This window comes from Streptantibioticus silvisoli, from assembly GCF_027947535.2.
GTDB lineage: Bacteria > Actinomycetota > Actinomycetes > Streptomycetales > Streptomycetaceae > Streptantibioticus_C > Streptantibioticus_C silvisoli.
Map to the genome: position 1 here is coordinate 79,414 of NZ_JAAGKO020000030.1, position 22,665 is coordinate 102,078.

The following is a 22,665-nucleotide window of genomic DNA, read 5'->3' on the forward strand; positions in this document are numbered from 1 at the left end:
AGGCGCGAGGGTGTCTTCCACGTGGTGCCCAACTTGCGCGCCCGGCACGGGTTACGGGGACGCGTCGCCGATCCCGCACCGTCCGCGCGACACGCGGGGCGCACGGATGCACGGCCGGTAGCGCGCGATAGGGACGTGTCCGGGATGGGTAGTCCCTCTTCAGCACGTTGGGGCGTCTCATGGAGGAACGCGGTTGATCGTCAGCGTACATGACGTTACAGAGCGATCCGGAAGGATAAAAAACGGTACGTACGCATACGCGACGTTGCGCACCGGTGCCTGGATGTCGTCGACGGTACGTAACCGCTCGGCGTGTCAGAGGGCGTACGCGGAGCCCTCACATGCCGGACAGCGGTACGCGGCAGCCCCCGCGTGCCGCACAAGTACGCGGCGGTCCTCACGCCGGACGGCGGTACGCGTGCCGGGCGGCGGTACGCGGTGGCCCTCGCGCACCACCGGAGGGCCCGTCGTCGATCCGCCCGCGGAGAAAAGTCCCTTTCGTTGGCATGGCGAACAGCGCGTTTTGGGCAGATAAGCCGCATCAGGTACGGACTTCGACCGAAGGGGGAACGACGGATGGCCGCGAGACCGCTCGTGACACGCCAGCCCAACGAACGTCTGCAAGCCCTCATCCAGGAGGCGGGGTGCTCCAACGCGGGGCTCGCGCGCCGGGTCAACATGTGCGGCGCGGAACACTCCGTCGACCTGCGGTACGACAAGACGTCCGTGGCGCGGTGGTTGCGGGGGCAGCAGCCGCGCGGCCGGGCGGCGTCCGTGATCGCGGAGGCGCTGGGCCGCAAGCTGGGCCGGGCCGTGACGGTCGACGAGATCGGCATGGCCGACGGGAAGGGCCTGGCGTCCGGTGTGGGGCTCCAGTTCGCACCCACCGTGCACGCGGCCGTCGAGCAGGCCTGTGAGCTGTGGCGCGGCGACGTCGGGCGGCGGGAGTTCCTGACCGGTTCGGCGGTCGCGTCCTCGGCGCTGGTGGAACCGAGCCGGGACTGGCTGATCACCGGGCCGGACGCCACGGTCGCGAGGAGCGGCGGGCCGCGGGTCGGAACGGGCGACGTGGAGGCGGTGCGGGCCACCACGCGGGCGCTGGTGGACCTCGACCACCGGTTCGGCAGCGGGCACATGCGGCCGGTCGTCGTGCACTACCTCAACAGCGTGGTCTCCGGGCTGCTGTCCGGCTCGTACCGGGAGGCGACGGGACGACAGCTGTTCGCCGCGGTGGCCAGGTTGACGGAACTCGCCGGGTACATGGCGGTCGACACCGGGCAGCCCGGCCTGGCGCAGCGGTACTACATCCAGGCGCTGCGGCTCGCGCAGGCCGCCGGGGACCGCGGATACGGCGGTTACGTGCTGGCGGCCGGCATGAGCCACCTGGCCGCCTCGCTCGGCAACCCGCGCGAGATCACCCAACTCGCCCGTGCCGCCCAGGAAGGCGCGCGGGGACACGTGACGCCGACGGCGCAGGCGATGTTCCTGGCGGCGGAGGCCCGCGGGCACGCGCTGCTGGGCGACGCGCGGGCCTGCGACGAGACCGGCGCCCGGGCGGCGCAGGCGCTGGAGGGCGCCCGCCCGGCCGACGACCCGGACTGGATCGCGCACTTCGACAACGCCTACCTGGCCGACGAACTCGCCCACTGCCAGCGGGACCTGTCGCGTCCGGGGCCGGCCGCCAAGCACGCCAGGGACGCGCTAGACGGCCACCCGAAGACGCGTGCCCGGCGCCGGGCGATAGGGATGTTCGTGCTCGCCTCGGCCCAGGTGCAGGCCCGCGAGGTCGGCCAGGCGTGCCACACCGCCCAGCAGGCTGCCGCGCTGCTCGGCCAGGTGCGGTCCAGTCGCGGTACCGAGTACCTGGAGGACTTCCGACGCCGCCTCCAGCCGTTCGCCGCCGAGCCGGAAGTCCGCGATTTCCACGCCAGGTTGACGGAGACGGAGGCAGCCGCATAAGCCGCACAAGCGGAGGAAACATGCCAACGGAGTGCAGGCAAAGCCTGGTCACAGCCGATCAAGACGGAATCGTTACGTGACCGACATGCCGGTTCCCACCTGCGCCGACATCTGGCGGATCCGGCCTTGACCGGGACATGAGTGCCGCGGCCGGGACGTTACCGCCTGGTCGCCGTCCCGGCCGCGTGGTGGTCAACGGAATTAACCCGGTAGCGTGAACCGATGTTCTGAAGGTTCGGTCGGGGGCCCGGGACGGGTGTCCCGGGATCACGCAGCAGGCAGGAGTTCCGGTGATGCACAGCGGACAGGGAGATGAAGGGCCGGACAACACCTACCGGCCCACGCCACTCCCGCATGAGCCGCAGGCGCCGTCGGGGTCGGAGCCCCGCGAGGGCATCGTGCTGCCCTCTAAGGGCGGCCGCTGGGTGCCTCCGTCGCGCCGCGAGGAGCAGGGGCAGCAGTGGGACCAGCCCGCCCCCGCCGCGCCGCCCGCGCCCGGCCAGCCCTGGGGCTCGCCGCAGCAGGACCCGTACGGTCAGCAGCAGCCCGCGCCCTACGACCCGCCGGCCGCCGACCCCGCCGACGCGCAGGCCACCCGGATGATGGCGCCGTACGACCCGCAGGCGGGCCAGCACGCGCAGAACGCGGGCGCCCCCTTCAACGCCGGCCCCGGCCAGCCCGGCGGCGGCTACGACCCGTCCTACGGCGGGCTGCCCATGCAGGACGCGGGTCAGCCCGGCGCCCAGCCGATGCCCGGCGCCGACGCCGACCGCACGCAGCTGATCGCGCCGTACGGCCAGCAGCAGATGCCCGGCGGCCAGCAGCAGATGCCGAACGCGCAGCAGATGCCCGGTGACGCCGACCGTACGCAGCTGCTCGCGCCCTACGGCCAGCAGCAGATGCCGGACGCCCAGCAGCAGATGCCGGGGCAGCACGGCGGCCAGCCGATGTCCGGGGACGACGCCAACCGTACGCAGATGCTCGCGCCGTACACCGGGCACTCCGCCGAGCTCGTACCGCAGCAGCCCGAATCGCGCGCCCCGCTGCCGCCCGAGCAGCAGTTCAACGCCCCGGTGCCGCCGATGCCGCAGGCGCCGCCGCCCGGCGGGCAGCAGGAGGGGCAGCAGTACGCGCCTCCGATGCCCGGTGGCGCGCCGTTCGCCATCCGGCCCGGCGCCCCCGGTGACCAGCCGGTCGCCTACGGCCAGGACGGCGCCGCGCCGGCCACCCAGCAGCTGCCCCGCTTCCAGGATGACTGGCAGCAAGGCGGCGGTCCGCAGCCGTCGCAGCAGCAGCAGCCGGACGACTACGACTACCTCTACCGCCGCGACGACGAGCCGGCCCAGCAGCGCGGACCGCGCGGCGGTGCGGTGGCCGCGTTCCCGCAGCAGCAGCCCGTCCCGCAGCGCCAGGGCGGCTACAACGGCCCCGACGGCTACGGGACGGACGGTTATGGGTCGGGCGGCCGCGGCGGCGTCAGCGGGCCCCGTGACGGCTCCCGGCGCGGCGACCAGGGTGCGCGGGGACGCAAGAAGATGTCCACGCCGGTGCTCGTCGGGATCGGCGTGGTGGTGCTGGCGGTGATCGGGGTGGGCGCCGGCGCGCTGTTCAGCGGTGGCGGCGGCTCCAACTCGGCGCAGCCCGGCTCCTCCACGTCGGCCGCCCCCTCGGCCGGTTCCGGGGCCGCCGACAGCGCGGCCCAGGGGCAGGCCAAGCAGCTGGACGCGTTGCTCAAGACCAGCAACAGCAGCCGCACGTCGGTGATCAACGCGGTGGCGTCCATCAAGGCGTGCAACAACCTGAGCGCGTCGGCCGCCACCCTGCGCGCCGCGGCCCGTGAGCGCGACGACCTCGTCACCCAGCTGTCCGGGATGACGCTGACGGCGCTGCCGAACAACGCCGACCTCGTCGGCCAGCTGACCGCGGCCTGGAAGGCGTCCTCCTCGGCGGACAACTACTACGCCGCGTGGGCCGGCCAGGCCGCTCAGCCCAAGGGCTGCAAGAAGCACCAGGCGAAGATCACCGGTGCGGTGGAACACGGCAACCTGGAGAGCGGCAAGGCCACCTTGGCCAAGCAGAAGGCCGCCGACCTGTGGAATCCCATCGCCAAGCAGTACGGGCTGACCCAGCGCCAGTACACCCAGCTGTGACCGGCGGGCGAGTCCGGTGACCCTGGACGCGCCCGGCCGGACCGGCGAACCGTACGATCGATGGTCGTGCAAGGTTCCGAGAAGTCTTCCCGGCGGGGTACCGCCTCGTCCACGATGGATGCCATGCCCGTCAACGACATGCCCTGGTGGCGCTGGCGCACCAACGTGCGCTCGGCGCTGCACATGATCAGCGACCCGGTCTTCCAGCAGGAGTGCTGGCTGGCCGGGCTCCCCGGCTACGGCGACGTGACCGACGCCGTCTACCGGCTGGTGGAGGACACCTGGCTGGACAACTGGTCGGCCGAGAAGTACATCGGCACGATATTCCGGGACGCCCAGGAGGCCGCGCTGGTGGACGCCGTCGTGCTGCGGGTGCTGCGCATCCTGCACGACGTCGGTGCCGACGCCCCCGCCCTCACCTACTTCGGCCATCCCGGCTGGCCCGAGGCGGTCCACACCGCCCGGGACGCCCACCTCGTCCTCGCCACCAACGACGGCGACGACCCCGACGCGCCGCCGCGTTCGCTGGACGTACTGGCGATCTACACCCGGTCCCGCTGAACGACCCGCGCCCCCGCGAGCGACGACCCCTGCCCGCGCCACGTCCGGTCTCGCTGGCCGGACGTGACCGGGCGCGGGGCCCCGAATGTGCGACGCTGGTGCGGTGAGCGATGCGCAGTTCGTCCTGACGCTGTCCTGCCCCGACAAGCAGGGCATCGTCCACGCGGTGTCCAGCTACCTGTTCATGACCGGATGCAACATCGTCGACAGTCAGCAGTTCGGCGACCAGGACACCGGGCTGTTCTTCATGCGGGTGCACTTCTCGGTGGAGTCCACCGGGTACGCCGCCGAGGGCGCCGACAAGCTGCGGGCCAGCTTCACGGCCATCGGCGACAGCTTCCGCATGGACTGGCAGATCCACCCGGCCGACCAGCGCATGCGCGTGCTGATCATGGTCAGCAAGTTCGGCCACTGCCTCAACGACCTGCTCTTCCGGTCGTCCACCAACGCCCTGCCGGTGGAGATCGCCGCGGTCGTCTCCAACCACCGCGACTTCGAGGAGCTGTCCGGCTCCTACGGCGTCCCGTTCCACCACCTGCCCGTCACGCGGGACACCAAGGCGGAGGCGGAGGCCGCGTTGCTGGCGGTGGTGGAGGACTCCGGTACCGAACTGGTCGTACTGGCCCGCTACATGCAGGTCATCTCCGACGACCTGTGCAAGCGCCTGCCCGGCCGCATCATCAACATCCACCACTCCTTCCTGCCGAGCTTCAAGGGCGCCAAGCCGTACCACCAGGCGCACGCCCGCGGCGTCAAGCTCATCGGCGCCACCGCGCACTACGTCACCGCCGACCTCGACGAGGGCCCGATCATCGAGCAGGAGGTCGAACGCGTCAGCCACGGCGTCACCCCCGAACAGCTCGTCGGCATCGGCCGCGACGTCGAATGCCAGGCCCTCGCCCGCGCCGTCAAATGGCACAGCGAACACCGCGTACTGATCAACGGCACCCGCACGGTCGTCTTCTCCTAGGGCTCCCGCCGACGTGTACCGCGGTGGGGGCTTCAGCCGACGGTGTACCGCGGTCGGGCCTCCCGCCGATGCGTACCGCGGGCGGGTCTCCCGCACCCGTTGCCGCGGCCGGAGCGGACGGACGCTGTCGTCACCGGTACTGGTACTGGTGCGGTTTTCATGGCGGCGGGTGCTGTCATCGGCAGGTATTGATGCGGTTTTCATCGGGACACGCGTCGTAGTCGGCGGGTACTGATGCGGTTTCGTGGGGGCGAGCGTTGTCATCGGCGGGTACTGGTGCCGTTTTCGTCCGGCGGGCACCGTTATCGTTCGGTACACGTGCGGTTTCCCGGAAGCCGGGTACTGCCGAGACCGGCGCCGGTACTGATGACGTCGTCCAGGGCACCCGTTCCGTCGGCGGCTACAGGCGTGACATGCTCGCGGCCGCCGACAGGACGTCGTGGACCGCGCCCGCGTCGCCCTCGATACCCGCCGCCAGTTCCTCGGGCGTACGGTGGCCCGCGGCGAGCTGGCAGAACTCCACGCCGTCCAGCGCGACGTGCGCCACGCTGTGCTCCTTGCAGCCCTTGGCGGCGGGAGAGTCCAGCGGGATGTACCACTCCCCGCCGCCGTCGCCCTCGACCTCCAGGTAGAGCGAACGTCCCGGTTCGCCCGCGGCGGTCAGCCCACCCGGCGAGGTCGCGAGACCGGCCCGCCGCCGCCCGGCGATGGCGGTCGGCAGCAGACGCGCCGCCAGGTCGATCATCCCGTGCAGATGACGGGGCGCGGGCGCCTCATACGGATATCCGACCGCCTCGGCGATGTCGTCGGCGTGTATCCAGCACTCGAACGCCCGGTCCAGGAACGCGTCCTCCAACGCCAGCACCGGACCGCCGTAGTCGACCTCCAGCCCACCCGCCGAGTTGCCCGCGAACGCCACCGTCCGCACCAGCGAACGGCCCTGGTCCCGCCACGTTTCGCGCACCCGACCGGGCGGCAGCTCCCCGAACCGCTTCCAGTACGTCTCGGTACGCGCCCGGGGCTCGCGCGAGACGTCCGGCCCCGGACCCAGCGGCTCCTCCAGGTCCAACGCCGCCGCCACCAGCCCGTCCACCGCCGTCAGATGCCCGATGACACTCGCGACATCCGCCACCTGCCGGCCCTGGTGCCACCGCAGGACGACCTCCTGCCGCCAGTCGTCCGGACCCAGGTCGGCCAGCAGGGCGTCCAGCCGCGCCGCCTCCGCGTCGTACGCCACGGCCCAGCTCGGCACCGGGACCCGGGCCGGACGCCGGCCCAGGCAGCCCGCCAGCACCCGGTGGCGCAGCGTCGGGTCCAGGTCCAACTGGTCCTCGTTCCGCAACAGCCGCACCGCGTCGCGCAGCCGCCGCGCCTCGTCCGCGCAGGCCACACAACGGCCCAGATGCTCCTCGACGGCCGTGTTCTCGTCCGCCGCGCACGCCGACAGCGCCCACGCGCCCAGCAGCGACCGCAGCGTCGAGTGGTCCAGCGCGGGCGGCGCGGCCGGCGGCATCACCGGTATCGGCGGCCCGTCGTCCGCCGCGCCCCGCGGCAACGGCACCCTCGGCAACGGCACACCGTGCGGCGGAGTACCGCCGCCGTCCCAACCGCCGTTTTCCCAGCGGCTGTCGTCCGGGCCGCCGCCGATCGGCTCCTGCGGCCCGCCCGGCCCGTTCACCGGGCACCCCCGTTCGCGCCGGGGTGCTGCATCGCGGTCGCCAGCATCTGCAACCCCAGCCGCATCCGACGTCGCGCCTCCACCTCGCTCAGCCCCAACTCCAGCGCGGCCTGCCGGTAGTCGCGCCGCTGTATGTACGCGAGATTGAGCGCCGCGCGGATCGAGGCGGGCATCGAGTCCCGGATGAAGTCGGCACGAGCCGCGGTGTTCGCCTCCCTGACCCTGGCCTCGAACGGCTCACCCGCCCGCTGTCCGCCGGATCTCACCCGCTCCGCCTCGAAGGCGCGCAGCCGGCTGACCGACTGCCGTTGGGTGAGCGTCGCGATCCACGATCGCATGTTGCCATCCCTCGGGTCGTACGCGTCCGGGTTCTCCCAGATGTGGCCGAAGACCTCGCGCGTCACCCGGTCCGCCGCGTCCTCGTCGTCCAGTATCCGCAGGGCCAGGCCGTAGACCAGCGGACCGAACCGGTCGTACAGCTCACCGAGCGCCGCCTCCTCGCCCCGTGCGAGCCGCTGCTGCATCGCGCGGTCCCAGCGCGGCGGTGCGGGTGTCGCCATCGGCCCTCCCCTTCCGGCCGGCCCGGCGTCGGCGGTCCGATCTCTCTCGAATGTAACGGCCGTACCGGGCACCGTACGGCGCTTTACGGGAACGGACTACCAAACGACGGCGTTTCCTCACCCACCGTGAACATTCCTGGCAAGCTGTTGAGCGGGTATGACCACCGTCAAACGGGGAAGGGATCGCCTTCCGGCTCGGCAGTACGTGTCGTCGCGGTCCGCCGTGGCCGCCCCGCCACCGGCCGGGCACGGACGGCCGTGAGCGGAGGGCCCGCGCGCGGTCGCCCCGCGATACGAGACGATGCGGGGAACGAGACGGTGCGATGCCGACGTGGAGGAAGCGGCCCCCTGGCCGCGTCCTCCGGCGCTCGCGGCATCGCGAGGCGAGAGACGGGGCGACACGACAGTGACTTTGAGCGTGACGTTGGAGGAACGGGACGGCTGGACGGCTCTGCTGGTGAGCGGTGAACTCGACCTGGTGACCTCCCCGACAGTCCGTGAACACGTGCACGCGGTCGTCGCCGACGGCCGCCGCGCCCTGGTCCTCGACCTGTCCGAGGTCAGGTTCTGCGACTCCAGCGGCATCGGCGTCCTCGTCGCCACCCGCCGCCTCATGCGCTCCTGCGCCGGGCGCCTGCGCCTGGTCCTGCCCGCCCAGGGCGCCCCCGACGGTTCCCACGTCAACCGCGTCCTCGCCGCGCTCGGCCTGCGCCGCCTCTTCGACGTCTACCCCGACCTGCTCACCGCCGCGGACGAGTCGGCCTCACCACTGTCGGCGTGAGGGAATCCGGTCGGCCTGAGGGAGCCCGGTCGGCGTGAGGGAACTCGGTCGGTGTGCTGGAGCCCTGTCGGCGCGAGGAGACGGCTGACGTCCTGACGGCGTGCCGGCCTCCGCTCGGCCGGTCACGCCGGTCACGCCGGTCCGCGTCCGGTCGATTGCGCCGGCCAACGTCCGGCTGACGGTGCTGGCCCATGTCCGGTCGACGGGTAGCGGCCTACGTCCGGCTGGCAGCGTCGGTCCACTGGAGGCCGGGGCGGTGTGAGCCGGGCTGGCGCTGCGGTGGTCGACGTCCGGGGCGCTCCGTCAGGCGGACCGCACCGCATAGTCTCCCAGCGCCGGCTCCAGCAGGGTGAACGCCTGGCCCGCCAAGGCGGCGAGTCCGCTGAAGAAGGCGTCGTCGTCGCGCTCGTCGGCCAGTGTCCTGTGGCGTGCCTCCTCCATCAACACCCTCAAGGTGGCAGCCAGTTGGGCTGCCGCCAGCCGTGGCTCCAGCAGGCCGCCGCCCGGGCCGACCGCCTCGGTGAGCGCGGCGGCGAGGGCCTGTTCCTGCTGGTCGTAGACCTCCCGGAGCCGGGACCGCAGCGCCGGGCTGTCGGCTATCAGACGGGCGAAGCCGGGGGCGAACCGCCCGAGCAGCGGGTCCTGCCGCTCGGTGGCCGCGAGGTAGGCCCGGCGTATCGCCGCGAGCGCGGACTCCCCGATCTCCCGCTCGGCGACCGTCCGGGCCGGCCAGCGCACGACCATGTCGGCGGCGTCGAAGAAGAGGTCCTCCTTGCGCGGGAAGTAGTTGGTGACGGTCATCTTCGAGACCCCGGCCGCCTCCGCGATGTCGGCGATCGTCGTCCGCTCGAAGCCGTGCTCGATGAACAGCCCGGTGGCGACGTGGGAGATCGTCTGACGGGTCTGCTGCTTCTTGCGCTCGCGGAGTTGGGTCATGTCCTCACTCTACCCCAAAAATATTGGTCGGACCTAAAAATTCTCTTGACGATTAACTTAGTTCGACCTAAATTTAGGTCCATGCAAACCAACCGAGTATCCCAGCGCCGATCCCTCCGCCGAACCGCCGGCCCGACCCTCGCCGGGGCCTGCGGCATGCCGTTGCCCGAGTTGCCACTCCCGCCAGGTCGTGGCGGGGGCGCTCGCGCCGGTGGTCAGGTCCCCTTGGGCGATCAGCCGACGGCGCGGCCGCCCGGAACCGGGCCACCGCGGCTCGCCCTGCCGGCGCTACGGCGACCGGCGCCCCTCCTCAGGCTCGGCCTGGTCCTCCTGCTTGGCCCGATCCTCGCCCTGCTTGGCGCCACGATCGTCAGTGTGGGCCCGCACTCGGTCGCCGCCGGGCCGGGCATTCCACCGGCCATCCTGCGGTGGGCTGTCACCGGCTGCCTGCTCGTCGTCACACTGGTCAGGCCGCTCACCGGCTGGGCGCGCTGGCGGTTCGGCGGGCGGGCGGTGCGAAGGCGTCCCGGCAGCCTTGTTCACCGCCGGGTTCGCCTTGTGCGCCGGAACCGTGTTGGGTGGGTCGGCCCGGTCGCTCTCCGCGCTGATCTCCTTGCTGATCTCCTTCCGGGGTCTGCGGAGATTGGTCGACGGCGAGATTCTGCCGGTCGGTCGGTCCATGCTGACCTGGGGCGCTGGAGCGGGGCGCCTCGGCGGGGTGGTCGGCGTGAGCGCCGGGCCGATAGCCCTGTCCCCGCTCCCGGTCCTCGGCCCTCGCTCAGTCCCCGACTCGGTCTTCGGCGGCCTGATCGACTGGCACCTCGGTTGGCGCTGGGCGCTCTAAGCCAATGTGGGGGTCAGCATCATCACGCTGCTGCTCGCCGCCCGGGTGCTTCCCCGCACGCTCCGCCCGCCCCGCCCGGCGTTCGTCGGCCGCGCGGCTGGACGGTGCGGGCTGCTCCTGCTGTTGTCGCGGGCTGGCGGGCTGGCGGGTGGTGCGGTCTGGCGGTCTGGTCGCACGGATGCGGCGCGGAATCGGTTCGTGTTGACCACGGGCACGGTGCTGCTGGCCCGCTACGACCGGTGCGCGATGCGCGGACGGGCGGGGCGCCGCCGATCGACCTGCGGGGTTCCGCCGGTGCGGTTTCGCCGACCGTCTGGGGCGTTGGCATCAGCTCGGCGACCATCGCGGCGGCGCTGCGGACCCGTTGGAAGCGATGGACCCGTCGGGACGGGAGCCGGGACATATGTCACGGCCGCGGTCTTACTGCTCACCGGCCGCGTCGGCGACCGCTTGGGCCCGCGCCCGCACAAGTTGGGGGCTTGGCGCTCGCGCTGGGGGGCACGTTCCCCTTCGTCCCGCTGAGGCACGGTCACAGTCCGGTGGCGTGAGTGCCGGCCTGCGCGCCGGTGGTGCGCGGTGCCGGACGCGGGCTCGCGATGGCGCCGGGAAGTCGGCGGTGCCGGGGAGGCCGGCGGTCCACGCCTCGGTCTGCCGCCCCGAAGCGCCCCAGGTCACCGGTACCGTCAACGTACTGAACCGGTTAAGTGGTTCGCAGGGTACCGAGGTGCCGGCGGTGGTGCTTTAACGCGGGTTCGCCGCGCCCACGGCACCGGCGAACGCTTCCGGTGACGCGTTCCGGCGGGCGCCGGGCCTGTCCGCGCCGGCCTTCGCGCCGGCCTACTTCTACCTCGCGGGGACGACCCGCGCGAAAGGACCCGGACGATGAGCGAGCAGACCTTCCGGTCGGTGCGGTCACCGATGCGGCTGATGGCGGTGCACGCCCACCCCGACGACGAGTCGAGCAAGGGCGCCGCCACGCTGGCCCGTTACGCGGCCCAGGGCGTCGAGGTGCTGGTCGTCACCTGCACCGGCGGCGAACGCGGCGACGTGCTGAACGCCGCGCTCGACCGGCCGGAGATCCGTGCCGACCTGCCGGCGGTGCGGCGCCGGGAGATGGCGGCGGCCGCCGCGGTGCTCGGCGTACGCCAGCAGTTCCTGGGCTACACCGACTCCGGACTGCCGGGGGAGGGCGAACCGCTGCCGGAGGGGTGTTTCGCCCTCCAGCCCGTCGACGAGGCGGCGGAGCGGCTCCAGACCGTCATACAGGAGTTCCGCCCCCACGTCGTCGTCACCTACGACCCCACCGGTGGCTACCCGCACCCCGACCACGTGCAGACGCACCGGGTCGCGCTGGCCGCCTTCGAGGGCGCGGCGGCGCAGGCGTGGCAGCCGGCGAAGCTGTACTACCTGGCCGCTCTCTCCCGGGAATGGTTCACCGCCCTGCACCGGGCGATGACCGACCGGGAAATTCCGTCGGCGCTCGGGGAGATGCTGGACAACTGGCCGGACTGGGCGCCGGAGTTCGAGGTCACGACACGGGTGGCGTGCTCCGAGTACTTCTCCGCACGGGACGCCGCCCTGCGCGCACACGCCACCCAGGCCGATCCCGGCCACCCCTTCTTCGCCCATCCGCGCGACCTGGAACGGGAGGTGTGGCCGACGGAGGACTACGTACTCGCCCGAGGCAGCGCCGGCGGCACGCTGCCCGAGACCGACCTGTTCGCCGGCGTCCCGGTCACCGGCTGACGCCGCCGAGGCCGCCAGCGGATCTCCGGTCCGGGGTCAGGGGTGGGACTCCGGTGCGGGCGCCAGGGGCGGGGGCGGTGGCTGACGTTGCCGAGCCTGTTGGTGGGTCTCCGGTTCCCAATCACCGGTGGGGCTCCATCCCGGGGCGCCGTCCGACGTTGCCCCAAGCCGTCGGTGGACCTCCGACCCCAAGCTGTCGGGTGGACCTCCGGCCCCAAGCCGTCGGTCGACCTCCGGCCCCAAGCCGTCGGTGGACCTCCGGCCCCAAGCTGTCAGTGGACCTCCGGCCCCAGGTCGTCAGCCGACGGCGCCCAGCTCACCGGCCATTCCTTGCCCGGAACGGCAGCTCACCGGTTGCCCCTCCCCGAAGCCCCGCGGTCACGCCTTCACCCCGGCCGGCGTCCGGCACAGGCCGACCCGGCGTCCGGCACAGGCCGACCCGGCGTCCGGCACAGGCCGACCCGGCGTCCGGCGCCGGTCGACGCGCCCGCCCCACCCCGTCCTGCCCCGCGGCAGCCTCACCCCCGCGCCGCATCCAGCGCCGCCCCGCGCTAGGTCCGCCCCGCCCCGGCCCGCCCCGCACGTCCCGCCACCCCGTCCCTCCTCCCCTCACCGCCTGACGCACGTATACGCCCCGTACACCCCGTTGGCGTAATCGACGCGGGCGATGTCGAAACCGGCGGCGGAAAGCATTGGTTCGAGCAGCCAGCGGAAGGTGCTGAATTCGGTGCGGACGTGTTCGGCCAGGTCGTGGCGGGTGTAGCCGCGGGCGGGGTCGGTCGCCGCGCCGGCGAACCAGCGTTCCATCACGGCTTCGGCCTGGCCGGGTTCGAAGTCGTAGACGAGGTCGCGCAGACGCAGCACCCCGCCCGGCCGTAGCAGTCGCGCGATGCGTTCGAGGGCCAGTGCCTTCCAGAAGTCGGGGAGTTGGTGCAGGGCGTGCCGGGAGTGCACGGCGTCGGCGGGTGGGCCGGTGTGTTCGTAGCCGAGGAAGCCGCCGCGCACGCACTCCAGCCGGCCGGTCACCCCGGTTTCGGCGGCGCGGGCGCGTAGGAATTCCAGCATGGCGGGGGAGACGTCCACCGCCACCACACGGTCGAACTCGCGGGCGGCGGCGAGGGCGAACTGGCCGGTGCCGGCGCCGAGATCGACCACGGTGGAGTGCGGGCCGACGCCGTGGGCGCGCAGTTCGGCGAGGTCCTCGGCGGGATCGGGCCGGCCCTGTTTGCGGTCGAAGCCGGCGACGAATGCGGGGTCGAGGTGTTCGGGGCCGGCGTGGGCCGGCTCGTCGATCATCCATGTCTCGGTCATCGTTCGATGATGCTGTCCGGACCGCTTTCGTGCCCGGGAATAACCCGGGGCCGGTGCCGCGCGGCGGGAGGATGGACGTATGACACGGATCGTTCTGGTACTCGGAGACATCACGCGGCATCCGGCGGACGCGATCGTCAACGCGGCGAACTCCTCGCTGCTCGGTGGTGGCGGGGTCGACGGCGCGATCCATCGGGCGGGCGGCCCGGAGATCCTGGCGGAGTGCCGCGCGTTGCGTGCCTCCTCCTACGGGCGGGGGCTGGCGGCGGGCAGTGCGGTGGCCACCACCGCGGGGCGGTTGCCGGCGCGCTGGGTGATCCACACCGTGGGGCCGGTGTGGGCGGCGGGCGAGGACCGTTCGGCGGTGCTGGCGAGCTGCTACCGCGAGTCGCTGCGGGTGGCCGACGAGGTGGGGGCGCGGTCGGTGTCGTTCCCGGCGGTGTCCACTGGGGTCTACGGCTGGCCGATGGACGACGGGGCGCGGATCGCGATCAGCACGGTCCGAGCGGCGAGCACGTCCGTGGAGGAGGTCTCCTTCGTGCTCTTCGGCACAACCGCCCACCACGCGTTCGAGACGACACTCGGCGTCGGCTAGACGCACACATTCCAGGTGTTATGTCCGAAGCGAAAGTGGTCACTGTGCGTTGATGGCGGATTGCGTCCGGCTATCGAGCGGTTACGCAGTGGAGTCGTGACGATGCGCGGGTGTGTTCCGCCGCGTGCGCGTGGTTCGGCGGCGCGGCGAACTGGCGGGGCCCGCGGGGCGGTCGATGCGATGATTCGCGGCATGCGCAGCGTTCGCATGGTGGGCGCACGCGCGAAAGATCACGTATTGCCATCGAACGTGTGCCGAAAGTGCGCACGGGGCAGTATGCGATACGGCGGCCGTCATCCGCAGGTATACCCCCGGAAGCCCTTGTGGTGGTGACGGAACGTCAATCATGCTGGAGCGCACTGTCGTCACGTTCGGTGACGGCGGGCAGGCGCGAGGCGACGTGTCCGCGAGTTCGGATGGTGTGAGCGGTGCAGGTGCTTCAAGTGCAGTTGACAGTGGGACCCGAGCCGGCCGAGGTGGGCCGCGCCAGGCGATGGGCCCGCGCCCGGCTGCTCGGCTCAGGCATAAAAGCCGATGAGCCGCTGGCCGAGACGCTGATGCTGCTCATCTCCGAACTAGTCACCAACGCCGTCGTGCACACCGGCTGTCCCGCGGTGCTACGCATGCTGGCGCCCGGCCAGGTGGTCCCGGGCGCCGACACGGTCCGCGTCGAGGTCGCCGACGCCAGCAGCCAACCGCCCGCGCCCCGGCACGCCGGGGGCGACGACACCGGCGGCCGCGGCCTGGAACTGGTCGAGGGGCTGGCCGATCGCTGGGGCTGGAGCCGCGAGGGCAGCGGCAAACGCATCTGGTGCGAAGTGGACCGGGTCACCAACGCCGTCGCCACGATGAGCGGTTGGGGCTTCGTCGCGCGCCGCGAGTCCCGTTGCCCGACCGCAGCTGACGCTCCGGCGGCCCACCGGCGCCGGTGTTGAATGAGCGGGTGCTGAGCATGGTGGAGATCTCCGCGGACGGCCTGCTGCTGCGCCCCTGGCGGGAGGAGGACGCGCCGCGGCTGCTGCGTGGCTTCACCGATCCGGAGTTCCGCCGCTGGAGCACCCCGCGGGTCACGGTCGCCGACGAACGGGACGCCGTCGACGTCATACGCGGCCGGGCGCTCGGCTGGCGGCGCGGCGACACGGCGTCGTTCGCCGTCACCGAGGACGGCGTGGTGGTGGGAAGCGTCGCGCTCAACCTCATCGACTGGTTCGAGCACTCCGCCCGGGTCAGCTACTGGACGCTCCCCGAGGCCCGCGGGCGCGGCATCGCCATCAGAGCACTGGAACGGGCAGGCAGCTGGGCCCTCGGCGAGCTGCGCCTGCACCGTCTGGAACTGCGGCACGCGGTCGGCCACCAGGCGTCGTGCGCCGTGGCGCAAGCCTGCGGCTACGCCCTGGAGGGCACGCTGCGCGGTGCGATGATCGACCCGGCCGGCGGATTCCGTGCGCTGCACGTACACGGTCGCGTCGCGGACCGCGATGAGGCGCGGGCCGGGGACGCGGATGAGAGCCCGTCCGTCGCCGTACGGTCCGACGACGGCCTCGGGTGAGCCCGTACGCCGCGCGGTGGTCGAGGCCAGGCTTCTCCTGGTTCGCCTTCGCCTACGACACCGACGTACGCCGTGCCGTGGTCGGGCCATGACCCCAGGGGGCTGTCCGGGTCAGGATCGCGACGCGTGGTCCCGCTTGCGCCGCATCAGCCCGTACGCGTTGAGCGCCTGGACGAGGGACACCAGCGCGAGCGCCGCCATCAGCAGTCGCCGCAGCGTCGAGCCGTCCCCCCAGAACTGCCAGCTGATCCACAACGCGCACAAAACGAGCCATCCGACCACGTGGGTTCGCAGGAGAAGCCAGGAGCTGTGCTCGTTCGGGGAGACCAGGTTCGTGATCCGGCCGTTCGGGGAGTCGCTGCGCATCCCTCGATGATGCCCGCACGCCCCGGCCCGCCGTCCGCCGGGATGCGCGAACGGGATACGCGAACGCGGGCGTCCCGGACGGCGGCCCTCTCCCGAGGACCGGCGGAACGCCCGCGTCGATCGCGTGGCAGGACTGGCGATGCGGCTCGTCGGCCCCCGCACGGACGCCGGGGCCGGACCGGCTACCGGGTCGGCTTCTTCCCGGTCACGCCGAGGTGCACCAGCAACGCCAGGTTCGGCTTGAGGTCGGCCTGCTTGACGCCCCAGGACTGGAAGCCCTTCTGGTGGACGGCCACCGCGGCCAGCATCTCCACCAGGGCGCCGGCCACCGCTGCCGGACTGACCGTCTTGTCGACGCGGCCCTTGTCCTGCAACTCCTTGATGGAGTCGGACAGCGAACCGGTCACCGCGTTGAGGATCTTCATGCGGATCTTGTAGAACCGCTTGTCCCCTTCCGCGGCGCCCAGGTCGATGACCCGCAGGATGGCGTCGTTCTTGCGCCAGAAGGCGAGGAAGCCGTCGACCAGTTCCTCGGCCGCGGCCCAGGCCGATCTGCCGGTCCAGTTACGGTCGGCTACCAGACCGCTCAGGCCCGTGCCTTCCTTGGCCGTGTCCTCCGCGAGCTCGAGGACGGCGCCCTCCACGTCGGGGAAGTATTGATAGAACGTTGCGGGTGAGGTGCCCGCCATCCGGGCGACGTCGATGACCTTGACGTCCCGGTACGGCGAGGTGCTGAGCATCTCGCTGAGGCATTCGAGCAGCTTCTGCCGCGTCGCCTGCCCGCGGCGCCCGGCGACCCGGCCGTCAACGGTGCGAACTTGTCCTGTCATGCCGTCAGTTTACCTTCGGGTGATCAGGGCGCGATTCGGCGGCCCGCAAATGGGAGATGCGCCAGCACCCTCGATAAATGCCCAGGTCAGAGCGGCGTTTCGTAGAGCCTCCCGACGCTCCGTCGGTCCCTTGACGACGCTGTGTGTCCGTCAGACCTACCGGCTGGCCGGTCGGCTATCCGCCGGATATGTGCAGATCATCGGATCTGTCTACCGAGATTTTCGGCCGCTCCGGCGAGGCGGGGTTCGTGGCCCGAAATATTCGCCTGCGCGCTCCGAAGCTGTGGATAACTCGAAGTTATCCACAGGGGTCGAGCGGGGGTGGTGACAGAGGGCTACCGTGGCTAATGCGGCGTTCGTCCTGGATGTCGTCATAGTCGGCCGAGCCGGTTCACGGTTGGGCGGAGCCCGGGCCGGGGTGGGCCGGCCGGGGTGAGGGAAGGGGACGGGGTCATGGTGGAATTCGCTGCGGGAGCGCCGTGCTGGGCGGACGTGATGCTCCCGGACCTGGAGGCCGGCAAGCGGTTCTACGGCCCGCTGCTGGGCTGGACCTTCGGCAAGCCCGACCCGGACCGCCACCGCTACACCCTGACCTACCGCGATGACAAGGCGGTCGGTGCCCTGGTCGCCAAGCCCGACGGCCGCATGCCCACGGTCTGGAACGTCTACTTCGCCTCCCCGGACGCCCGCGCCACTGCCCGGGCGATCCACGAGGCGGGCGGCCAGGTCTTCGCCGGCCCCGAGCAGGTCGGCCCCTTCGGCACGATGGTCATGGCCGCGGACCCTGTCGGCGGCGTCTTCGGCGTGTGGGAGGGTGCCCGGCGCCCCGGCTTCAGCCTGAAGGACAGCCCCGGTTCCTTCTGCTGGACCGAGCTCACCACCCGCGACCCCGAGACCGCCGACCCCTTCTACCGAGCCGTCTTCGGCTATCGCACCGAGCAGATAGGCCGGGCCGGCGGCGCCTTCGACTACGAGGTCTGGACCCTGCCCGACGGGCCGGACGGCGCCTACGCGGGCGGTCGCCTGCGGATGGACCCGCAGGCGCCGGCCGCGCTGCCCGCGCACTTCACCGTGCTGCTCGGGGTCGAGGACTGCGACGAGGCCGCCGACCAGGTCCTCGGCCTGGGTGGCAAGGTCCGCACCCCGCCGCGGACCAGCCCGTACGGACGGCTGGCAGAGGTCACCGACAACCAGGGCGCCCGCTTCACCGTCATCGACCTCTCCCGGACTGCCGAGGGCTGAGAGGAGCAGTTCTGCCGCGGGGTTGCCGTGCGACCTGGGGCGCGGTGGGCCGGGGGCGGGGTGGGCCGCTGAGGGGTGGCTGAGGGGGCGACCGGTCGGCGCGACCGCGGTGGTGAGTGGTCGACGGTTCCGGGGCGAACCCGCCGGTTCGCCGGAGGTGCCGGCGGCGTGCCTCGGGTGGTCAACGGCCCCGCCAGGAGCCCGGCCCCGTCCGTCGGAGGCCGCGATGGGCGGCGGTGGGCAGCGGTGGGCGGCGGTGAGCGCGATGGGCCGCGGTGAGCGCGATGGGCCGCGGTGGGCAGCGGTGAGCCGCGGTGGCCTGCGGTGGGTCGCTGAAGGGTGCCGTCGGGGCTGAGGGCTGGGGGCGTGACGGAGGCGCTGAGCGGTCGACGGTTCCGGGGGCGGCCTCGCCGGTTCGGCCGGCGCCCTGAGCGTGCCCGCGGTGGTCAACGGTGCCGCTGGAAGCCCGCCTGTCCTCCGGAGGTTCCGAGGGGCCGCCGGCGTCCGTTCGCCGCCACGAAAGAAGGCGGTTGACGGCTCCGCGGGGCGGTCCGCCGACCGCCGGAGGCCGCGAAGGGTCGCGATGGGCTGTTCAGGGGGTGTCCGGCGGCCGGTCGGGGTCCTCGGAGAGCGTGTCGTCAAGGCGTTAAAGGTGACGGACGGTTTGCGGAGATCACCCTCCGTACGGTGACATGCGGGATGCAAGGGGTAAAACGGCCCCGCGTTGGCCTGTGGAGGGCGGGCCGGGGAGAATCGAGCGCCGTATCCCGGCGCCACAGCGCTGTTTCGCGGGTCGGGACTGCAACAATTTCGGGGGACGGGGAGGTGGCAGGGCAGTGGATCAGCTGACGCAGCACGACCCGAGGCGGATCGGCCCGTTCGAGGTCCTGGGACGGCTCGGAGCCGGCGGGATGGGTCTGGTGTATCTCGCTCGGTCGGCGTCCGGGCGGCGGGTGGCCATCAAGACGGTCCGCGCGGAACTGGCCGAGGACCAGTTGTTCCGGGTCCGCTTCACCCGCGAGGTCGAGGCGGCGCGCGCCGTCAGCGGGTTCTACACCGCCGCCGTGGTGGACGCCGACCCGCGTGCCGCGGTGCCGTGGCTGGCGACCGCCTACGTGCCGGCGCCCTCGCTGGAGGAGATCGTCACCCGGACCGGTCCGCTGCCGCCCCAGGCGGTGCGGTGGCTGGCGGCCGGGGTCGCCGAGGCGCTCCAGTCCATCCACGGCGCCCGCCTGGTCCACCGTGACCTCAAGCCGTCCAACGTGCTGGTCGTCGAGGACGGACCGCGGGTCATCGACTTCGGCATCGCCAGCGGTGTGTCCAACACGCGGCTGACGATGACGAACGTCGCCGTGGGCACGCCCGCGTACATGTCCCCGGAGCAGGCCAAGGACTCGCGCAGCGTCACCGGGGCGAGTGACGTCTTCTCGCTGGGGTCGACGCTGGTGTTCGCGGCGACCGGGCACGCGCCGTTCCGCGGGGCCAACCCGGTCGAGACCGTCTTCATGCTGCTGCGCGAGGGACCGAACCTCGCGGGGTTGCCGGACGAACTGCGGCCGCTGATCCAGTCGTGCATGCGCAAGGAGGCGGCGGACCGGCCGTCCCCGGCGGAGTTGCAGGCCCAGCTCGCGCCACACCTGTACGCCTCCAGCGACGACACCGGCACCGCGTCGGCGTGGCTGCCGCCGGCCGCGCTGGCGATGATCGACGAACGCAACGGCAGGTCCTCCCGGCCGTCCGCCGCGCCGGTGGGGCAGCCGTTGCCGCTGGCCGTGCCGCCGATGCCGTTGCGGCCACCGCTGCCGCCCGCCGAGCCGATGCCGGAGGGGCCGGTGCAGTTGGCGAACTCGGTGCCGATAGGACCGGGGCCGCTGGTCGCGGAGCCGAAGGAGCCGGCGTTCGGCGAGGTGACCGGGGCCACCGCACCGCCGGCCGGCCTGGCGTGGTCGCAGGGGTCGGCGCCGATGTCGGCGGCGCCGGTCTCGGCCGCGCCGGTGTCGCAGCCCACCGCCCCCTACCCGGCACCGTTGCCGCGCCCCCAGCAGGCGGGACCCCAGCAGGCGGGACCCCAGCAGGCGGGACCCCAGCAGGCCGGGCCGCAGCAGGCGGAGTCGGCGCAGCAGACCGGGCCGGCCGGGCCGCAGCACGCGGCGGCGCACGGCGCGATGGCGGACGAGTGGTGGCGGCCCTGGCGGTTCCGGATGTCCAACGACGTCTGGGGCACGCCGGTCGTCGCCGGGAACCGGCTGTACGTGACGTCGTTCGAGGTGCACGCGCTCGATGTGGCCACCGGTCAGCGGCAGTTCAAGACCAGTGAGGTTGCCTGGACGATGGCGCTGGACGACGGGGTCATCCATGCCTCCGACGGCAACCGGATGTTCGCGTTCGACGCGCTCGACGGGGGCCCGCGCGGCAGCATCACGCCGGGCGGCTGGGTGTACTCGATGCGTGCCGCGGACGGGATGCTGGTCGCCGGGGTACGCGGCGGCGGGGTGGAGGGGTACGACGTCTCGCGGGGCACGCTGGCCGGCAAGGCGTGGGAGCGGTTCGGGGCGCAGACGGACTTCGAGTCGGCGGAGGCGGGGCCGGCGCTGATCGACGGGACCGTCTACTTCCGTGGCGGCGGGCGGCTGTACGCGCTGGACGCCCGCACCGGCGAGGAACGCTGGTGGCACGCGCTGGGCGACGCCGAGGTGACCGGCGGGGTTCCGGTGCCGCCGGCGGTGGTCGACGGCGTGGTCCACCTGACCGTTGGCAGCCGGGTGCTGGCGCTGGACGCGGCGGACGGCACGGAGCGGTGGCGGTTCGACGCGCCGGCGGTGTTCTTCTCGCCGCCGACGGTGATGGCCGGCGGGGTCTACGTCGTCGACTACCTCGGCACGGTGTACGCGTTGTCCGCGCATGCCGGGGTCGAGCGCTGGCGGGTGGCCACCGAGGCGCGGCAGAGCGTCGAACCGTTGCTGGTCAACGACGGGCTGGTGCACCTCGGCAGCGGACACGCGCTCTACACGCTGGACGCGGCGGCAGGTATACCGCGCTGGCGGTTCGCGACCACGGGTGACGTGGTCGGGGCGCCGGTCGCGGCCGGCGGACGGCTGCACTTCGGGTCGAAGGACCACTGCCTGTACACGGTCGACGCCGCCAACGGCCAGTTGCGCTGGAAGCTGGAGACCGGCGGCGCGATCACCGGCACACCCGTGGTGCAGGACGGCATGGTTTTCGCGTGCAGCAAGGACCGCTGCGTCTACGCGCTCGACGCCGCCAAGGGCACCGGTTCCGCCCAGCGCCGCCCCTGAGCCCCGGCCGATCCGACGGAGCCCGGCCGATCCGGCTGCGCGAGGGTGGCTGCGGCCTGCTCGTGGTCGCGCGGCTCGGCCGTGCCCGGGGCAGGCGCGCCATCGACGCGGGCAAGGGCAGGCGGGCGAGGGCGGTTGGGCAGAGTCAGCTGCGCCAAGCCGGGCGGTTAGGGGCAGTTGGGCCAAGCCGGGCGGGCAGGGTCAGTTGGGCCGGGCCGGATGGGCGAGGTCGGGCGGGCCGGGCAGTCGCTCACCGCGCCGTGCGGCTTCGCCGCCTGACGAAGCTCGACTGCGGCGCGGTGAGCGACCCGGCGGACCTGGACGGCTCGTAGGAGCCGTCCAGGCGTTTTCCCCCGGCTGTGGCGGGCGCCCCCCAGCGCCCCCGCGCCCCCCGCGCGGTCGTCCGCGCCCCCCCGCGCGGTCCACAGCCTGCCGGTCCCCCCGGGCCGGCGGTCGGGTCAGCGGTGCGACCCGACGTCTCAGGGCTTGCCCCAGTTGTCCGGCTGAGGCGCCGTGCCGTCCGCCGTGACGGCCGTGCGGACGACGTGCGTCGCGGCCCGGGCGGCCGGCAGGGCCAGTACGACCGCGGTGGCGGCGAGACCGATCGCGATCAGGGCGATCCGCTGGGCCAGGCGCATGGCGGCCGGTTCCGTTCTGTGTGCGGTGTGTGGTGCGGCGCCCCGGTGTCGGGTGCGACCGGTGAGGTGACCGCCGGTGCCGTACGGGTCGGCCGCCGCGTCCCCTCCGCGCGGCGATCGCCCCGTACGACCCGACGGAGTCAGGGCTTGGTCCAGTTATTGGGCTGCGGCCGGTTGCCGCTACCGACCTTCGTGCCGGTGCCGGTGCCGGTGGCCGTCTCGGTGCCGGCGGCCTCGCTCTCGGTCGGCTGCTCGGTGGTCTCGGGCTCGGTCACCGTCGCGGTCTCGGCGGTGGCGGTCTCTTCGGCCTGCTTGATCTCGGTCGTCATGAGTTCTCCCCTGGTGCCTGTGGGGGCCGGAGCCCGCCCGGTGACGACCCCCGTACATCGCCGGGCGGGCGGTTGTGCGAGTGATGGAATTCTGACAGCGCCCGATAACCAATCGATAAACGCCCGCGTATACCCCGCCGGAGCCCGCGTCACACCTGTCTCACGTACCCCGAACTCCACAGCAGCGCAAGGGAGTTGACCTTCGCCGACCTTCGCCGACCTTCGCCGACCTTCGCCGACCTTCGCCGACCTTCGCCGACCTTCGCCGACCTTCGCCGACCTTCGCCGACCTTCGCCGACCTTCGCCGACCTTCGCCGACCTTC

The 22,665-nt window shown here is 72.6% G+C and carries 19 protein-coding genes; 11 read left to right on the forward strand and 8 right to left on the reverse strand.

Going from position 1 to position 22,665, the window contains the following annotated elements; genetic code table 11:
- The first annotated feature begins 576 nt into the window (after positions 1–576).
- The 4 genes from POF43_RS20520 (at position 577) to purU (ending at position 5,640) form a co-directional block, all read left to right on the forward strand.
- Positions 577–1,959, forward strand: a complete 1,383-nt coding sequence (locus POF43_RS20520) for an NsdA family TPR-like regulatory protein (RefSeq protein WP_271322619.1) — start codon at positions 577–579, stop codon at positions 1,957–1,959.
- 293 nt (positions 1,960–2,252) lie between these two features.
- Positions 2,253–4,109 carry a hypothetical protein gene (locus tag POF43_RS20525; protein WP_271322620.1) on the forward strand — a complete coding sequence of 619 codons (1,857 nt, stop codon included), beginning with the start codon at positions 2,253–2,255 and terminating at the stop codon, positions 4,107–4,109.
- A gap of 60 nt (positions 4,110–4,169) precedes the next feature.
- Positions 4,170–4,670: an SCO4402 family protein gene (locus tag POF43_RS20530; RefSeq protein WP_271313270.1), complete on the forward strand. Its 501-nt coding sequence runs from the start codon at positions 4,170–4,172 to the stop codon at positions 4,668–4,670.
- Positions 4,671–4,755: 85 nt separating this feature from the next.
- On the forward strand, positions 4,756–5,640 hold the full coding sequence (purU, locus tag POF43_RS20535) for a formyltetrahydrofolate deformylase (protein WP_271313271.1): 885 nt from the start codon (positions 4,756–4,758) through the stop codon (positions 5,638–5,640).
- 400 nt (positions 5,641–6,040) lie between these two features.
- Here the strand turns inward: purU and POF43_RS20540 are convergent, their stop codons facing one another.
- On the reverse strand, positions 6,041–7,318 hold the full coding sequence (locus tag POF43_RS20540) for a maleylpyruvate isomerase N-terminal domain-containing protein (RefSeq protein ID WP_372516083.1): 1,278 nt from the start codon (positions 7,316–7,318) through the stop codon (positions 6,041–6,043).
- Positions 7,315–7,878 carry a sigma factor gene (locus POF43_RS20545; protein ID WP_271313273.1) on the reverse strand — a complete coding sequence of 188 codons (564 nt, stop codon included), beginning with the start codon at positions 7,876–7,878 and terminating at the stop codon, positions 7,315–7,317. Before POF43_RS20545 ends, POF43_RS20540 begins: the two co-directional genes overlap by 4 nt.
- A gap of 406 nt (positions 7,879–8,284) precedes the next feature.
- Between POF43_RS20545 and POF43_RS20550 the strand changes: the two genes are divergently transcribed.
- Positions 8,285–8,659 carry an STAS domain-containing protein gene (locus POF43_RS20550; protein ID WP_271313274.1) on the forward strand — a complete coding sequence of 125 codons (375 nt, stop codon included), beginning with the start codon at positions 8,285–8,287 and terminating at the stop codon, positions 8,657–8,659.
- A 303-nt stretch (positions 8,660–8,962) separates the two neighbouring features.
- On the opposite strand, the gene POF43_RS20555 is transcribed toward POF43_RS20550, so the two are convergent.
- The gene (locus POF43_RS20555) at positions 8,963–9,595 is read right to left on the reverse strand and encodes a TetR/AcrR family transcriptional regulator (RefSeq protein ID WP_271322621.1); all 633 of its coding nucleotides are present in this window, start codon (positions 9,593–9,595) and stop codon (positions 8,963–8,965) included.
- A 1,726-nt stretch (positions 9,596–11,321) separates the two neighbouring features.
- Here POF43_RS20555 and mca point away from each other — a divergent pair.
- Positions 11,322–12,185: a mycothiol conjugate amidase Mca gene (gene mca, locus POF43_RS20560; protein WP_271322622.1), complete on the forward strand. Its 864-nt coding sequence runs from the start codon at positions 11,322–11,324 to the stop codon at positions 12,183–12,185.
- Between the two features lie 609 nt (positions 12,186–12,794).
- Here the strand turns inward: mca and POF43_RS20565 are convergent.
- Positions 12,795–13,496 carry a class I SAM-dependent methyltransferase gene (locus POF43_RS20565; protein ID WP_271325194.1) on the reverse strand — a complete coding sequence of 234 codons (702 nt, stop codon included), beginning with the start codon at positions 13,494–13,496 and terminating at the stop codon, positions 12,795–12,797.
- Between the two features lie 79 nt (positions 13,497–13,575).
- Between POF43_RS20565 and POF43_RS20570 the strand changes: the two genes are divergently transcribed.
- The 3 genes from POF43_RS20570 (at position 13,576) to POF43_RS20580 (ending at position 15,640) form a co-directional block, all read left to right on the forward strand.
- On the forward strand, positions 13,576–14,091 hold the full coding sequence (locus POF43_RS20570) for an O-acetyl-ADP-ribose deacetylase (protein ID WP_271325193.1): 516 nt from the start codon (positions 13,576–13,578) through the stop codon (positions 14,089–14,091).
- A gap of 428 nt (positions 14,092–14,519) precedes the next feature.
- A complete protein-coding gene (locus tag POF43_RS20575) occupies positions 14,520–15,026 on the forward strand; it encodes an ATP-binding protein (RefSeq protein WP_271317193.1) in 507 nt (168 codons plus the stop codon).
- A gap of 17 nt (positions 15,027–15,043) precedes the next feature.
- The gene (locus tag POF43_RS20580) at positions 15,044–15,640 is read left to right on the forward strand and encodes a GNAT family N-acetyltransferase (RefSeq protein ID WP_271325195.1); all 597 of its coding nucleotides are present in this window, start codon (positions 15,044–15,046) and stop codon (positions 15,638–15,640) included.
- 111 nt (positions 15,641–15,751) lie between these two features.
- Here the strand turns inward: POF43_RS20580 and POF43_RS20585 are convergent, their stop codons facing one another.
- Together POF43_RS20585 and POF43_RS20590 are read right to left on the reverse strand one after the other, a co-directional pair.
- Positions 15,752–16,006: a hypothetical protein gene (locus POF43_RS20585; protein WP_271325192.1), complete on the reverse strand. Its 255-nt coding sequence runs from the start codon at positions 16,004–16,006 to the stop codon at positions 15,752–15,754.
- A gap of 182 nt (positions 16,007–16,188) precedes the next feature.
- Positions 16,189–16,836 carry a TetR family transcriptional regulator gene (locus POF43_RS20590; protein ID WP_271317191.1) on the reverse strand — a complete coding sequence of 216 codons (648 nt, stop codon included), beginning with the start codon at positions 16,834–16,836 and terminating at the stop codon, positions 16,189–16,191.
- 453 nt (positions 16,837–17,289) lie between these two features.
- Between POF43_RS20590 and POF43_RS20595 the strand changes: the two genes are divergently transcribed.
- Entirely contained in the window at positions 17,290–18,078 is a 789-nt protein-coding gene (locus tag POF43_RS20595; RefSeq protein ID WP_271326077.1) for a VOC family protein, read from the forward strand.
- 836 nt (positions 18,079–18,914) lie between these two features.
- Positions 18,915–21,374 carry an outer membrane protein assembly factor BamB family protein gene (locus POF43_RS20600; protein WP_271325408.1) on the forward strand — a complete coding sequence of 820 codons (2,460 nt, stop codon included), beginning with the start codon at positions 18,915–18,917 and terminating at the stop codon, positions 21,372–21,374.
- Positions 21,375–21,853: 479 nt separating this feature from the next.
- On the opposite strand, the gene POF43_RS20605 is transcribed toward POF43_RS20600, so the two are convergent.
- Entirely contained in the window at positions 21,854–22,012 is a 159-nt protein-coding gene (locus tag POF43_RS20605) for a hypothetical protein (protein ID WP_271318857.1), read from the reverse strand.
- A 140-nt stretch (positions 22,013–22,152) separates the two neighbouring features.
- A complete protein-coding gene (locus POF43_RS20610; RefSeq protein WP_271326100.1) occupies positions 22,153–22,341 on the reverse strand; it encodes a hypothetical protein in 189 nt (62 codons plus the stop codon).
- Between the last annotated feature and the right edge of the window lie 324 nt (positions 22,342–22,665).

Coding starts and splice junctions, on each gene's coding strand:
- POF43_RS20520 (WP_271322619.1), top strand. CDS start 577: ATGGCCGCGAGACCGCTCGTGACACGCCAGCCCAACGAACGTCTGCAA.
- POF43_RS20525 (WP_271322620.1), top strand. CDS start 2,253: ATGCACAGCGGACAGGGAGATGAAGGGCCGGACAACACCTACCGGCCC.
- POF43_RS20530 (WP_271313270.1), top strand. CDS start 4,170: ATGGTCGTGCAAGGTTCCGAGAAGTCTTCCCGGCGGGGTACCGCCTCG.
- purU (WP_271313271.1), top strand. CDS start 4,756: ATGTGCGACGCTGGTGCGGTGAGCGATGCGCAGTTCGTCCTGACGCTG.
- POF43_RS20545 (WP_271313273.1), bottom strand. CDS start 7,878: ATGGCGACACCCGCACCGCCGCGCTGGGACCGCGCGATGCAGCAGCGG.
- POF43_RS20555 (WP_271322621.1), bottom strand. CDS start 9,595: ATGACCCAACTCCGCGAGCGCAAGAAGCAGCAGACCCGTCAGACGATC.
- mca (WP_271322622.1), top strand. CDS start 11,322: ATGAGCGAGCAGACCTTCCGGTCGGTGCGGTCACCGATGCGGCTGATG.
- POF43_RS20565 (WP_271325194.1), bottom strand. CDS start 13,496: ATGACCGAGACATGGATGATCGACGAGCCGGCCCACGCCGGCCCCGAA.
- POF43_RS20570 (WP_271325193.1), top strand. CDS start 13,576: ATGACACGGATCGTTCTGGTACTCGGAGACATCACGCGGCATCCGGCG.
- POF43_RS20580 (WP_271325195.1), top strand. CDS start 15,044: ATGGTGGAGATCTCCGCGGACGGCCTGCTGCTGCGCCCCTGGCGGGAG.
- POF43_RS20585 (WP_271325192.1), bottom strand. CDS start 16,006: ATGCGCAGCGACTCCCCGAACGGCCGGATCACGAACCTGGTCTCCCCG.
- POF43_RS20590 (WP_271317191.1), bottom strand. CDS start 16,836: ATGACAGGACAAGTTCGCACCGTTGACGGCCGGGTCGCCGGGCGCCGC.
- POF43_RS20595 (WP_271326077.1), top strand. CDS start 17,290: ATGGTGGAATTCGCTGCGGGAGCGCCGTGCTGGGCGGACGTGATGCTC.
- POF43_RS20605 (WP_271318857.1), bottom strand. CDS start 22,012: ATGCGCCTGGCCCAGCGGATCGCCCTGATCGCGATCGGTCTCGCCGCC.
- POF43_RS20610 (WP_271326100.1), bottom strand. CDS start 22,341: ATGACGACCGAGATCAAGCAGGCCGAAGAGACCGCCACCGCCGAGACC.